Annotated in this window: 14 protein-coding genes; 10 read left to right on the forward strand and 4 right to left on the reverse strand. The window is 35.6% G+C overall.

The window, feature by feature from the left end:
• The first annotated feature begins 49 nt into the window (after positions 1–49).
• The 5 genes from FA707_RS05050 (at position 50) to FA707_RS05070 (ending at position 4,584) form a co-directional block, all read left to right on the forward strand.
• Positions 50–1,225 (forward strand): nucleotidyltransferase, encoded by a 1,176-nt coding sequence (locus tag FA707_RS05050; RefSeq protein ID WP_136953202.1) that lies wholly within the window; start codon positions 50–52, stop codon positions 1,223–1,225.
• A 107-nt stretch (positions 1,226–1,332) separates the two neighbouring features.
• Entirely contained in the window at positions 1,333–2,103 is a 771-nt protein-coding gene (locus FA707_RS05055; protein WP_136953203.1) for an ABC transporter ATP-binding protein, read from the forward strand.
• Between the two features lie 3 nt (positions 2,104–2,106).
• Positions 2,107–3,960 (forward strand): FtsX-like permease family protein, encoded by a 1,854-nt coding sequence (locus FA707_RS05060; RefSeq protein WP_136953204.1) that lies wholly within the window; start codon positions 2,107–2,109, stop codon positions 3,958–3,960.
• Positions 3,961–4,055: 95 nt separating this feature from the next.
• Positions 4,056–4,331: a 30S ribosomal protein S16 gene (gene rpsP / locus FA707_RS05065; RefSeq protein WP_135254743.1), complete on the forward strand. Its 276-nt coding sequence runs from the start codon at positions 4,056–4,058 to the stop codon at positions 4,329–4,331.
• Positions 4,332–4,344: 13 nt separating this feature from the next.
• Positions 4,345–4,584 carry a KH domain-containing protein gene (locus tag FA707_RS05070; RefSeq protein WP_154299892.1) on the forward strand — a complete coding sequence of 80 codons (240 nt, stop codon included), beginning with the start codon at positions 4,345–4,347 and terminating at the stop codon, positions 4,582–4,584.
• A gap of 73 nt (positions 4,585–4,657) precedes the next feature.
• Here FA707_RS05070 and FA707_RS05075 read toward each other — a convergent pair whose 3' ends face one another.
• Positions 4,658–5,071, reverse strand: a complete 414-nt coding sequence (locus FA707_RS05075) for a hypothetical protein (RefSeq protein WP_136953205.1) — start codon at positions 5,069–5,071, stop codon at positions 4,658–4,660.
• A gap of 274 nt (positions 5,072–5,345) precedes the next feature.
• Between FA707_RS05075 and FA707_RS05080 the strand changes: the two genes are divergently transcribed.
• From FA707_RS05080 to FA707_RS05090, 3 genes are all read left to right on the forward strand, one after another.
• Positions 5,346–6,452 carry a VanZ family protein gene (locus tag FA707_RS05080; RefSeq protein WP_136953206.1) on the forward strand — a complete coding sequence of 369 codons (1,107 nt, stop codon included), beginning with the start codon at positions 5,346–5,348 and terminating at the stop codon, positions 6,450–6,452.
• 137 nt (positions 6,453–6,589) lie between these two features.
• Entirely contained in the window at positions 6,590–7,984 is a 1,395-nt protein-coding gene (locus FA707_RS05085) for an MDR family MFS transporter (protein WP_136953207.1), read from the forward strand.
• Between the two features lie 185 nt (positions 7,985–8,169).
• Complete coding sequence (locus FA707_RS05090) at positions 8,170–9,057, forward strand: DUF3307 domain-containing protein (RefSeq protein WP_136953208.1); 888 nt, start codon at positions 8,170–8,172, stop codon at positions 9,055–9,057.
• Positions 9,058–9,104: 47 nt separating this feature from the next.
• Here the strand turns inward: FA707_RS05090 and gmuD are convergent, their stop codons facing one another.
• Positions 9,105–10,496, reverse strand: coding sequence for a 6-phospho-beta-glucosidase GmuD (gmuD, locus tag FA707_RS05095; RefSeq protein WP_136953209.1), 1,392 nt, complete (start codon positions 10,494–10,496; stop codon positions 9,105–9,107).
• A gap of 159 nt (positions 10,497–10,655) precedes the next feature.
• Between gmuD and FA707_RS05100 the strand changes: the two genes are divergently transcribed.
• Both FA707_RS05100 and pepI read left to right on the forward strand, forming a co-directional pair.
• Entirely contained in the window at positions 10,656–11,360 is a 705-nt protein-coding gene (locus FA707_RS05100; protein WP_136953210.1) for a GntR family transcriptional regulator, read from the forward strand.
• Between the two features lie 26 nt (positions 11,361–11,386).
• Positions 11,387–12,271 carry a proline iminopeptidase gene (gene pepI / locus FA707_RS05105; RefSeq protein ID WP_136953211.1) on the forward strand — a complete coding sequence of 295 codons (885 nt, stop codon included), beginning with the start codon at positions 11,387–11,389 and terminating at the stop codon, positions 12,269–12,271.
• Between the two features lie 62 nt (positions 12,272–12,333).
• Here the strand turns inward: pepI and fni are convergent, their stop codons facing one another.
• Both fni and FA707_RS05115 read right to left on the reverse strand, forming a co-directional pair.
• The gene (gene fni / locus FA707_RS05110) at positions 12,334–13,383 is read right to left on the reverse strand and encodes a type 2 isopentenyl-diphosphate Delta-isomerase (protein WP_136954188.1); all 1,050 of its coding nucleotides are present in this window, start codon (positions 13,381–13,383) and stop codon (positions 12,334–12,336) included.
• Between the two features lie 33 nt (positions 13,384–13,416).
• Positions 13,417–14,499, reverse strand: a complete 1,083-nt coding sequence (locus tag FA707_RS05115; RefSeq protein ID WP_136953212.1) for a phosphomevalonate kinase — start codon at positions 14,497–14,499, stop codon at positions 13,417–13,419.
• Between the last annotated feature and the right edge of the window lie 13 nt (positions 14,500–14,512).

The following is a 14,512-nucleotide window of genomic DNA, read 5'->3' on the forward strand; positions in this document are numbered from 1 at the left end:
AATAAAGTTATGATACACTAGTAACATGACAAATTAAAGAGAGGTTCTTATGAAAAGTTGTGGCATAATAGCAGAATATAATCCGTTTCATAACGGACATCGTTATCAAATAGTGGAAGCAAAAAAAATAACGGGCGCTGATTGTTTAGTCGTTGTGATGAGTGGTAACTTTTTACAACGTGGTGAACCGGCGATTATTGATAAATGGAAACGGACTGAACTAGCCTTAGCTGCAGGGGCTGACTTAGTCATCGAATTGCCGTTTGCTCATGCGGTGCAGGCAGCTGATTATTTTGCGGCAGGTGGGGTTGAATTATTACAAGCTCTAGGGGTTGATTATTTATCATTTGGCACAGATTATGAAGGGGAGTTAGATTATCATCAATTTGCGGAGTTTCAACTTGAAAATCAAGTTCAAATTGATGAAGCGTTTAGACGAATTCAAAATAATGGCATGAATTATCCCCAGCAGATGACAGAAGTTTATCGCCAGTTATTTCCTGAGATGCGGTTAGATTTCTCGTCACCGAACCATATACTAGGAATGAGCTACGCAAAAGAAAACATTAAGTATCCACGTCCGATGCAATTAGCTCCGATTAAACGTCATCAGGCCCAGCATAACGAACAATCGGTCAACCACGAAGTCTTCGCTAGTGGCACAGCCATTCGTCAAGCAATGCTTGCTGGACGATTTGCCGAGGTCCAACCAGTTGTTCCACTTAAAACTTACCAGGCCTTAACTGAGTGCCCCCTTATTTCGTGGGAAAAACTTTGGCCGTATTTAAAGTATCAATTGACGATTTTATCGACTAGTGATTTAGCTGAGATTTACCAAATGACACAGGGAATAGAATATCGTTTAAAAGAAGTTGCGAAACAGGCTGAGAGTTTTCATCAGTTTGTAGAATTAGTGAAAACTAAACGTTTCACTTGGACAAGAATTCAACGTTTGTCTACTTATCTATTATTAAATATAAAAGATCAAGATATTTTAAGAGCACGTGCGCAAAATTATTTACGTGTCTTAGGATTTAGCCAGACAGGTCAGCAATTTCTTAAACACATAAAAAAACAAACCACTTTACCAATTATTACGAATATCAATAAAAAAAATGAAGAGTTGTTAATACTAGATATTAAGGCGGGAAAAATTTATCAAATGGCGACGGCTGAAAAAAATGAACAGGACTACTATAAACGTCCGATAACTATAAAATGCTGACGATATTCGAACTATAAACCGAGTGAAATGTGGGTCTTAGGTCTGATGGCAATTGTCATGAGGAGGCGTATGATTAGGTTATTGAAAAACACTAGGGGGAAGAAATTATGACAGAAAAAGTTGTCGAGATTAATCATTTAAAAAAAATATACGGAAAGCCTAATGAAAAACAATATCAAGCATTAGCTGATATCTCTTTCAATGTGCATGAAGGAGAATTCGTTGGGATTATGGGACCTTCTGGTTCAGGGAAAACAACATTATTAAATATGATTTCAGCCCTTGATACACCTACAAGCGGTAGCTTAAAGATTGCCGGCGAAAATATCGTGGACTTAAACGAAAATCAATTAGCTGATTTTCGTGCTGAAAAAATTGGTTTTATTTTCCAAGACTTCAATTTATTAGAAAATTTAACGATGCGTCAAAATATTGGGCTGCCGTTATCGCTACAAGGTGTCTCAGCGAAGAAAATTAATCAACAAGTAGAGAGAATTGCCAATCGTTTAGGCATTGACCATATTTTGGACAATTATCCTACAGAAGTCTCAGGTGGACAAAAACAACGTGTAGCAGCTGCTAGAGCGTTAATCCATCAGCCTGAATTGCTACTAGGTGATGAACCAACAGGGGCACTAGATTCAAAAAACGCAAAGAACTTATTAGAAGCGTTACGTGACTTAAACGAGCAAGATAAAACAACGATCTTAATGGTAACGCATGATCCAATGAGCGCAAGTTACTGTAAACGAATTTTGTTTATTCGAGATGGTGAAATCTTTAAAGAAATCGAGAAAAAAGGCAGTCAACAAGTCTTCTATGAAGAAATTCTTTCTATCTTATCACATGTTGACTTTTCATCAGAAAGTCAGGTGTAAGAGATGACTTGGAAATTAGCACTTATTAATGTAAAAAAACGCTGGCAAGATTACGCCGTGTTGATGATGGGGTTAGTCGTATCAGTGGCTATTTTTTATATGTTCCAAACATTATCTGTGAATACGACTTTCTTGGAAGAAGTCATTCCAACTGTTGCGATTGTAGGCTTTATTTTCCAGATTGGTGCAGTAATGCTAGGGCTACTGACCATCGTATACATATTCTATGCCAACTCGTTCTTACTATCGATGCGTAAAAAAGAATATGGTATGTATATGATGTTTGGCGCTAAAAAAACTAAAATTAAACAAATGATGACTATCGAAACGTTATCAATTGGTGGGTTAGCGCTGTTAATTGGAACATTTGTTGGGGCAGGGTTTGCTAATATTATGAGTCGTGTCTTGATGAAAATGTTAGAACTTGAAACCAATGCTTATAGCGCATTTTCTACCAAAGCAATTTTGATTACTGTAGCTTTCTATGTTATATTATTTATTTTTACAGCTATTGTTAATAATTTGAAATTTTCAAAAACAAAACTATTGCAATTGCTTAATGAAGAAGGGACAAGTGAGAAGTATCGACCAAACAAATTTAAGATTGTTGGTTTAACTCTAGTATCTATCATTTTATTAGCGATTGGTTATTGGGTAATGGCCCATTTAGATAAAGTAGGACAAATGGGTATCGTGATAGCAATGTTGACGATTACGTTTGGGACATTTGCTTTTTATCAAGCCTTATTCCCATTAGTTGTAAATTTAATCAAAAACTCTAAGTTCTCTAAAAAGAATTTACGTATTTTCACTTTATCACAGTTAAGTTTTAAAGCAGGTAGTATTAGTCGTGTGTTAGGCATGATAACTATGATGTTAGCTTTATCATTAGGTGCGATTACGGTCGGATTTGGTTTTAATCATGAAAAAGAATCATCAGTGGCGTTTTATCAATATGATGTTGTGAGCAATAATCCTACACCTGAAATCATCAAACAAATTGATAATTTACCAGGAGTTAAAGACAAAGTTATCTATCAAGTTAAAGAAGTTGGGGACAAGACTTATTATTTATATGATGAATTAATGGCCCATCCGCTAATTGTCGATAAATCACGTATGGATAACACTGTAGTTGTAGGGGGCTTTTCTGAAACAGAGTTTGTAGAGTATAACGAGTTCAATGAGGGAGATGTCTATAGCTATAATAATGATAGTTTAGGTGAGGTATTAAATACGTTGGGTAATTTAGATAATGCTTACCAACCTTATAAAGCTGATCCTGAATATCATATCGTTTCACAGGCTGATTTTGATCAAGTAGAGGCGCCAATTATTGAGAAATATGTTGTCCGCCTTGATAACTTTAAGGATGGCTTGACACAGCTAAAAGCAATTAATCAATTAGAAACTAAGCGAAGTGATATGGAGCAATTTAATGCTTCTAGTAAATATAGTTTATATAGTGTCATGAGCGGTATGATGAATGGCTTCATGTTTATGGGAGCCTTCTTGGGAATTGCTTTCTTAGCAATGCTTGCAAGTTGTTTAATGTTCAAAATTTTAACAGGCGCTCATGCCGACAAAGTCCGTTATGATATGTTAAGTAAAATGGGAGTTCGTAAAAGCTTGTTATTAAAATCAATTGCTCAAGAAATTGGCGTATTGTTTATTGTGCCAGCGTTGTTAGGGACAGCTCATGTATTGTTCGGATTAAAAATGTTTGAATCATTTCTAGCTAATCCATACGCACAGCTATGGTTGCCGTTCAGCTTATTTGCTGTTGTTTATTTAATCTATTATGTATTTACAGTGGTGCTTTATAAAAACATCGTTTTAAAAAAAGTTGATAGATAAAGATAAAAAGAGCCTGTAAAGAAAAAACACTTTACAAGCTCTTTTTTTAGTGCTAAACTATCCATTGTAATATATTTCATGGAGGTGACATAATAATGGCAGTTAAAATTCGTTTAAAACGTATGGGTTCAAAAAGAAATCCATTTTATCGTATTGTAGTAGCAGATTCTCGTTCTCCACGTGATGGACGTTTCATCGAGGTAGTAGGAACTTACGCTCCAACTAAAAACCCTGCAGAAGTAACAATCAAAGAAGATTTAGTTTTAGATTGGTTATCAAAAGGTGCACAACCTTCAGATACAGTTCGTAACATCCTTTCTAAAGAAGGCGTTATGAAAAAACATCACGAAGCTAAATTTGAGAAAAAATAAGGTGGCGTAGATTATGACAGATGTGAAAGAATTGATCGTAACTATCATTCGTCCGTTAGTCAGTCATCCTGAAGATATCTCATTAACGATTGAAGAGTCAGATGAGTTTATGGAATATAATTTGAAGGTACATTCAGATGATATCGGTCGAATTATCGGTAAGCAAGGACGCGTTGCCAAAGCAATTCGTACGATTGTTTATTCAGTAAGAACCAATGGCCCTAAAAAGATTCGTTTAAATATTTTAGATTAAGAGAGAGCATCTGTTCTCTCTTTTTTTGCAAAAAAAGAGCTGTGACGCACAGGCGTCACAGACTAAGGTTAAATTATTTTGTTAACATTTTTTTCAAAATTTCAGATAAGAAATCGCCAGAACCAGAAGCTTCTTCACCAGTATTTTGTAAACTTGATGGAATTTCAGGCATTTCTGGTAAGTCGTTATTTTGAGCAGAAGCTGAAGTAGCACCACCCAATAAGTCTTTTAATGAACCGAAGATATCAACTGAACTATCAGTAGCTGAACTAGATTGAGTCACATCAGCTTTTTCGCTGAATAAATCCGTTAAATTACCAAAAATATCGTGATCAGCTGTTTCATTTTTTTTTGCAAATAAATCCGTTAATTGACCGAAAATATCACCAAATTCAGAGCGGTTTTCTTCGACTTGTGTTTGTGCTTCTTCAGCTTTCCCCTCGTTCATTAAATTAAAAACTGTTTTTAATAAATCTTCAATATTCATTTATCTGACACTCCCTCATATTTTTATACTTTATTTATATCATTTTACTAATTAAATAGCTAAAAATAGGGCTTACATTGGCTTAAAAGACTGGAATAAAGAGCGTTAAGTGATTATTAGAGGGGTACATAATGTAGGAAGGTGGGAGGCAGTTTATGAATTAATTGAATATTTTGGGAGAAATGATGGCGTATGTTTAAATCTATTATTGCAAGCCTATTTAAAATCATGTAAGTTAAATGAATAAGAATGTATTTATTAGGGGGAAGTTTATATGGGTGTCTATTTAGAACCAATAAAAATGGCAATGATTGCATTTCCAATTATGGCTTTTATGATCAGTTTGCCAATTTTTTTATACCAATATTATAAGCACGTAACATTTCTACGATGGTATGGACTCGTTATTTATAGTTTTATGTTATACCTGATTGTTGCTTATTTTCTAGTTATTTTGCCTTTACCTGATCGAGAGGAGGTTGCTAAGTTTACAACAGCACGATACAGCTTGCAACCATTTCAATTTGTACGGGCATTTATTGAAGAAACAAGTTTAATAATTAATCAACCTGCAACGTATTTGTCAGCGTTAAAAGAGTCAGTGGTTATTCAGCCTGTGTTTAACATCTTTTTGACGATTCCGTTCGGTATATATATGCGTTATTTGTTTAAAAAAGATTTGAAAACAACTTTTTTATTATCATTTGGCTTTTCGTTGTTTTTTGAATTGACACAGTTAAGTGGGTTATATGGTTATTATCCTCGTAGTTATCGTTTATTCGATGTGGATGATTTGTTTTTGAATACTTTGGGTGGTTTAATTGGTTATGGCATGACGCCTTTAGTTGAAAAGCTGTTTCCACGAGAAGAAGCTCTTAAACGTCGTCAGGAGAAAAGTGCTAAACAAGTGTCATATATTAAACGTGGTGTTACGTATCTTACTGACTGGTTAGTCTTTACTTGGCTGTTGGGAATAGTTGAAGGGTTTCTGGGCAACGGTTATCTAATAAGCGTTCTATCGTTTTTTATTTATTATTTTGTAGTGCCGGTAACTATTTTTGACGGGCAAACGTTAGCTCAGAAAGTAACAGGACTTAAGATGATAACCGAGACCGGTGAGAAAATTTCTAAAAAAGCCTTATTCATCCGACAATTATTATTTGGTATCAATTGTTTCATAATTAATGTTTTGCTTAGTAATGCGTTAATTGCTACGGGTACCGTTCCAGATGAACAGCTTGATGTTGTCTTGTATATGGTGTTTATCTTAACGTTCTATACGTTGGTATTTGTGTTGCATGTTTTATACAATATTATTACCAAAGATAAACAGCTGTTTTATGAAGATATTTCTAAAACGATTTTGATTAGTACGAAATAAATAGTCAACCTAGTGAAAATTCACTAGGTTGACTATTTATTTTGAAAAATATCCTATTAATATGCTATGATAGTTAGGTACCAAATTAATTGGCTTATAAATAGTTAGTTAGTTTGAATGTAGAAGGGAAGAGATATATGAAGAAAAAATCAACAAACATGATACTTGCCATTCTTCTGTTTGGAACATTTATTGCCTTTTTAAACCAAACATTAATGAATGTCGCGCTACCGAGCATCATGAAAAATTTTGGCATCGATGCTGCACAAGGGCAGTGGTTAACAAATGGTTATTTGTTAATTAATGGCATTATGGTCCCAACAACAGCCTATCTAATCGATCGATTTAAGACACGTAATTTATATTTAACGATTATGACGATTTTTGCTGTTGGGACATTAATCTGTGGGATTTCGGATAATTTTACGTTATTAATTATCGGTAGGATGCTGCAAGCAGCTGGAGGTGGGGTAGTTGGACCACTGTTAACCGTCATAGTCATGCGCTTATATCCGATTGAACATCGCGGGACAGCAATGGGCTTCATCGGTTTAGCGATGAATTTTGCGCCGGCTATCGGACCAACTTTGTCAGGATGGATTGTTCAGTCCTTTACATGGCGTTACTTATTTTATATGATTTTACCTTTAGTGATATTAAACCTTATTTTAGCGGCTATTTTTATGCCCAACATTGGTGAACCAAAAGATATTAGTTTGCATAAACCAAGTATCTTATTATCTTCACTAGGGTTAGGATCCTTATTGCTAGGTTTTAGTAATGCAGGTAGTCATGCTTGGGGTAGTTTTAATGTGGCGGGGTATATCTTGCTAGGTATTGTTATTTTGATGCTATTTGTTCGTATGCAAGTTAAATTAAAGGAACCCGTTTTAGATTTTGCTGTATTTAAAGAAAAAATGTTTAAGTTATCTACGATTGCTAATTTTTTCATAATCATGGGTCTGTATGGAGGTATGTTATTATTACCACTATTCTTACAAAATGTAAAAGGGGTTACACCTTTACAGTCAGGCATGGTGTTACTACCAGGAGCACTTTCAATGGCTGTTTTGTCACCAGTTACAGGTAATTTATTTGATAAATATGGTTATAAAATATTGAGTAATATCGGATTGACGATTTTAGCAATCGGTACGTTACCATTTATCTTTTTCAAACCAGAGGCAAGTTTAATGGTAATTGCCTTGTGTCAAATGGTTCGTAACATCGGTATTGCTATGGTGTTAATGCCAATCCAAACGCAAGCGATGAACTCATTGCCTGATGCGTTATTGAGTCATGGAAATGCAATGTATAACACAATTCGACAAGTGGCAGCCTCAATTGGTACGGCTGTGTTAATTACGATTATGTCGACTGCCAATAGCTCTTATGCTAGTCTTCACCCGGAAGTAACTGAATCAGCTTCATTATTGTTCGGTATTCATACAGCTTATGCGGTAACGTTCGCTTTAGGATTAGTCGCACTATGTATATTAGCTTTTATTAAAATTCCTAACAAAATTAAGTAATTATTTAACAGACCTGAATAGTCAGGTCTGTTTTTTAAAATTCAATAAATAGACACTGTTTTTGTTAATGTTGTATAATTTATATAAGTTATGATGTTATGTTTACTGTAGGGTGACGATGGGTTGTTTAATAATATTATTATGTAAACTTATCGTTTTCCATATTGAATATTGGGGGAGAAAGAATGGGCAATTTAGTATTAGCATTTATTATTGGACATTTATTGGCTGATTTTCCGTTTCAAAAAAATCAACTAAAGTTGACAAGAAAGCAGATGGTAGGCCATATTTTCATTCACTTCTGTGTGTATTTAGTGTTAGGAATTGCTTATTTGCTGTATTTACCAGAAGTAACTAGTGAGATTATATTGAAGTTAGTCTACGTTATTTTATTAATATGTTTCTTGCATTGGGTTGTTGATATTGGTAAAGAACATGTGATTGATTTGATTGATGAAAAAGAAGAGGATCTTCATTTAGAAATGATTTATCAAGTTGGGGTCTTTTTGCTTGATCAAGTAACGCATTTGACGATTATAGTAGGAGCTATCAGCTTTGTTTTTAAAGAAAACTTTAGAGTCTTTCAAAGTTTAGATTTATTACTTAGTGGCATGTTGTCACTTGAATTTAGCTCGCAACTCCTTTTAACCATTATTGTATTATTAATGAGTATCTTTGTTGTTGGTAATTTAAATAAGTTGATTTTAGGCTATTTCGAACCTGATCGTGAAATCGTTGAGAAAGTTGAAGTGGAAGAAACTAGAGCAGTCGGTGATTTTTCAGAAATTGAACGTGTGGTGACGAATCGAGTATTTACTGTAGAGGAGTTTCCGACTAAGTCAGGATTATGGATAGGTGGATTTGAACGTTCCATTGTCATGATGTGTTGCTTTGCCAATAATTTGATTGCAGTTGCGATCTTTGCTTGTTTTAAAATGTTAGCACGTTTTAGACAATTTGAAGATAAATCGTATGGTGATTATTATTTGTTAGGAAACTTAATTAGCTTTGCTTGTGCCATTTTTTTAGGTTATTTTTTGAAATTCGTTTGGGGATTTGAAATTAACTTTTAAAATATTTAAATAGAGTATGACGTGATGTCATACTCTATTTTGTATTATTAGAAGCCGTTATTATCAGAAACTTGTTTAAACCAACGACCGCTATTTTTTATGCTGCGCTCCCAGTTTTTATCAAGGTTAACTGAAATGAAACCATAACGGTTCTTATAAGCATTGGTCCATGACCAGTTATCCATGCAAGTCCACATATGGTAACCTAGACAGTTAGTGCCTTCTTGAATGGCTTGGTGAACATATTTTAAATGTTCTGAAACAAACTCAATACGGTAGTCGTCTTCAATAATCCCTTCAGCATTACGGAATTTTTCTTCACCTTCAACACCCATTCCATTTTCAGAAATGAAACATGGAATATTGCCATAGTTTTCTCGGACATTTGTTAAAATATCGTAAATGCCTTTTTCATATATTTCCCAACCACGATGAGGGTTCATTTTGCGTCCTGGCATTTCGTAATTATCGAAGTAATCTTCTGGCATAGGCCCATGCTCATGGTTGATAGGAGTTTCTTTTGCTTTGACACGACGTGGTTGATAGTAATTGATACCTAGTAAATCAATGGTATTATTTTGGATAATATCTAAGTCTCCATCTTTTATTTCGGGCATCATATCAAGCTCTTTTATGATATCAACTAATTCAGTCGGGAATGTTCCTTTAACAGAAGGGTCTAAGAATGAGCGGTTGAACATCGCATCGGCAATGACAGCTGCTTTTACATCCTCAGGGTTATTTTCGTCACGTGGATAGCTTGGGGTTAAATTTAAAATAATCCCAATTTGTCCATCTAGGTTTAATTCATGATAAACTTTAACAGCCATTGCACTTGCTAACATTTCATGATATCCCACTTGAATCGCATGTTTTAAGTTGATTTCATTTGGATAGTGGAATTGGTATAAATAACCAGCTTCAACCGGAACGATTGGCTCGTTATGGGTGAACCATTTTTTCACACGATCGCCGAATAATTCGAAACACGTTTTTGCATAGTTGACATAGGCATCAACGGTTTCACGATTTAACCAGCCACCTTTTTCTTGGAAGGGCATTGGCATATCGAAATGATATAAGTTCATAAAGGGTTCAATATCATTCGCAATCATTTCGTTAATTAAGTCATTATAATAGTCAACGGCTACTTGATTGACTTCGCCAACCCCATTTTGAATCAAACGACTCCATTGGATAGAGTGACGGTACGAGTTATGCCCGGTTTCTTTCATTAATTGAATATCTTCTTTATAAGTTTGATAGAAGCGTGATGCGTTATCGGGACCGACATTGTTAAAGAATTTTTCTGGTTCAATGGTGTACCAGTAATCCATTACATTTTGTCCTTTGCCGTCACCTTCGAATTTACCTTCTGTTTGTGGACCACTTGCAGCGGAACCCCACCAAAAATTTTCAGGGAATTGATAGTTTACCATGAAAACGCCTCCTAATATTATTATGTTTTAATGATAACACAATTTAAGTTAAATGACTATACATTTACACTTTAAATGATATAATTATTATAATAATGTAAAGGTTTGCAATAGATAGGTATGCTATAATAAAAAAGAATAAAATGAGGGAGTATGACAATGACGAAATATGAATACATCGCGGATATCATTCGTAAGCGTATCTTAGCGGGTGAATATCCTGAAAACACCTTAATTCCCAATCAAGTTGAATTGGTTGAGGAATTTCAAGTAAGTCGCATGACGATAAAAAAAGCCATTAATATTTTAATGATGGAAGGGTTAGTTTACAGTCAAAGAGGGCTAGGAACGACCGTATTAAATAATCAATTACCTGAAAGAAGTGCCACATTAGCTACAGATTATTCAGGCCTAACTAAAGGTTTAGAAGGCAAGGAGATTAAAACCGATGTCATCAAATTCGATGTAGCTTTTCCTGATGAATTTATTCAAGAAAAACTGAAAATTACGGCTCATCAACCCGTTTATGAAATTATTCGTTTACGTAATGTTGAGAATGAGCCTTATACGTTAGAGCATACGTTTATGCCGGTTGACTTAGTGCCAGGTTTGAATGAAGAAATCAGTTCTCATTCGATTTATTCGTATTTAGAGGAAATTGGAATTGAATTTGCTGGAGCACATCGAAATATTCATGCGGATAAATCAACCGAATTAGATCATCAATATTTAGACTGTCAACCGAGTGATCCAGTTCTTGAAGTTGAACAGGTGGTTTACCTTAAAAATTCACGTCCAATTGAATTTTCAAGAAGTCGCAACCGTTATGATAAGAAAAGCTATACCGTGTTAGATGTGATGTAACAAATAGAATAAAGGAGGCAATAAAAATGACAACCATCACGGAAGGTTATATGCCATTTAAAGGTTACCATACGTATTACCGAATTATCGGTGAAAAACAATCGGGAAAAGCACCGTTATTAATGTTGCACGGTGGTCCGGGTTCTAGTCATAATTACTTTGAATTATTAGACGAATTAGCTAATAGTGGGCATCAATTGATTATGTATGATCAAATCGGTTGTGGCAATTCACAAGCTGAAGGACGTACGGATTTATTTAATTTAGCCACTTGGAAAGAAGAATTAATGGCGTTACGTGAACATTTAGGGTTAGAGGAGCTTCATATTTTAGGCCAATCATGGGGTGGGATGTTATTAATTGCCTATTTGATTGAAGAACAACCATCAGGCATTAGGAGCGCGATTCTTTCTAGTACTTTATCATCAGCAAGTTTATGGAAACAAGAACAGGAACGTATGATTCGTTTGATGACACCCAAACAGCAAGCATTATTGCTAAATCCTAAACCACCAGTCTCAGGTGAGTTACTAGATGCTTACCAATCGGTAGAAGATTTGTATATGTTACAACATGCTAGTGGCCCAATTACTGAAGATTCTCCTGAGCCATTACGTCGTCCTAAGGCTTCAGGAAGACAAGCTTATGAAACAGGCTGGGGACCAAATGAGTTTACGCCACAAGGCAATTTGAAAGCATTTGAATATACAGAACGATTAAGGGAAATAGAAGTCCCAGTCTTAATCACAAGTGGCACCGATGATCTCTCAACACCGTTAATAAATAAAGTGATGTACGACCGTTTGCCAACTGTTGAATGGGAATTATTCGCTAACAGTCGGCACATGCCATTTGCTGATGAGAATGAACGTTATATAATTGTTCTCAATAACTGGTTATCTAATCATTAAAAAAACATGAAATCTCTATCCGTTTGACGTTACGATTCAAACGGATAGAGATTTCATGTTTTTTATTTTGAACGATTTGCAAATGCTTGCCAATTAATTTGACGGGCTTCACACCAAGTTTTAAGTGGATCCATCAAGATTACATCACTTGCAGTTAAGTCAGCTACTGATTTAGCACTTAATAGTGTCATCATAGTTTGAATACTATTTTTCCAACGTTCAACTTCAGCAATGGTGGCTTCAACACCTTCGTTTAATACTAAGTGTAAAAAGTGTCCTGATAAACCAGCTGCTTTAGCACCAAGCGCCAACGATTTAACAATGTCATAAGGGTTACGAATTCCCCCAGAAGCAATAAGTTCTACTGAGTTGGTTAAAGTTGATCCTTCTAATAATGAAATAGCCGTTGATTGTCCCCAATCTTCAGCAAAAGCAAACTCTTGATGTTCACGGCGTGCATTTTCAATTTTTAAGAAGTTTGTGCCGCCGTTACCACTAACGTCAATGGTTTGAACACCAGCTTGTTGTAATTTCATGATGGTTTGACGACTCATTCCAAAGCCGACTTCCTTCACAATCACGGGGACACCTACTGATTGTACCGTTTTTTCGATATTGTTTAACCATGTTTCAAATACGCGTTCACCTTCAGGCATGACTAGTTCTTGAGGCGCATTGACATGGATTTGCAACGCATCAGCTTTCAAAATATCCACGGCTCTTAAATAGTTTTCAAGTGGATGTTCGGGTCCTAAATTAGCAAACACTTTACCGTTGGGATTGGTCTGGCGAATGATTTCGAAGCTAGGGGCCGTTTCAGGATGTTTAATCCCGGCACTCACTGATCCTGACGCCATCGCTAAACCAGTTTCACGTGCAACAGTCGCTAAATCTTGATTTATTTTATATGTCTTTTCACTACCACCAGTCATTCCGTTAATGAAGAAGGGAGTACTAAAATCAAGTCCAGCAAAACTAGTCGCTAGACTAACGTCTGCTTGATTGACTGTTGGAAATGAATGGTGAACAAATTTAATCGCGTCATAGTGATCTGTTTGACGCTCATGATAGAAAGCTTCGGCTAATTCTACATGCTCATCTTTACGATTGATATGTTGTGTCATTTTAAAAAACTTCCTTTCTGATTAAATTTGTTTGATCGCATCATAATGAACAGACAAAGGTAATGGGGTGATATTTTGGTTTAACCATTCTTTAAAAAGTGGCGTATAAGTTGGTTGTTTTTCAATAATCACAATACCGCAGTCGCCACCGCCAGCACCTGATGATTTAGCGGCACCACCATATTCTTGAGCGATTTCGCACATTTCAAAAAGCGTAGCCGTTTCAATTTGAATGCCACTGTTCTTGCCTAGTTGTTGTAAGAGATTACGATTTTTATGAATCCCGTTTTGAATTTTTTGAAGGTTACTCTCAGAAAAACCGGTTAGTATTTCCTCGACGACGGTTTTACTCTGTGCTAAAAACTGGCTGTAATAGTCTTGGATTTCAGCTTTTTCATCGTTAATTAAATCGACTAGATGAGTAGTTGAGGCCGGAGAACCGGTCCAACCGATTAACAGTTCTAAGTTGTTAGGAACGGGTAGTGGTTCAATTGTCAATAATGGCCAATCCATTGCCAATAATTCAGATAGGGCATGTTGAGTACTCTTTTCAAGTAACCATTGACGGTCAAAACAAGAATAAGCAATCCAACCACCATATGAACTGGCGGCTAAGTCACCAAACGAACCATTGCTATTAATTGCAAGGTGTGTGATAGCGGCTAATTTATAAATAGTTTCGGCTGTATAAGGCACTTGATAAAATTGCAACAAGGCTTTGATAGTTGCTACAGTCACGGCGCCGCTTGATCCTAAACCATATTTTCTTCCATCATGGTTATCTAAGTCGCTCTCAATTTCCAAATTGAAAAAGTGTAAAGGTTTGTTAAGTTCAGTTATGTATTGTTCCGTCGTTGTAACAGCTTGGACTACATAGGCAAATGGGTTTTCACGTTGGTCCATGAAAAATTTACCTTGTTTTCGAGTCCATGGGATTGGAAAACCATTTGTTAAGCTTGAACGAATCGTTCCTAAATTATTCGTTTGGGTTAATTTAACGGTAATATATTGGTTAAGCGCGACTAATATAGCAGGATGTCCAGGCTCTAGTACGGCGTATTCACCAGCAATATATAATTTTCCAGGTGCGCTAGCTTTGATCATGATATTCGTCCTT

This window comes from Vagococcus zengguangii, assembly GCF_005145005.1.
GTDB lineage: Bacteria > Bacillota > Bacilli > Lactobacillales > Vagococcaceae > Vagococcus_A > Vagococcus_A zengguangii.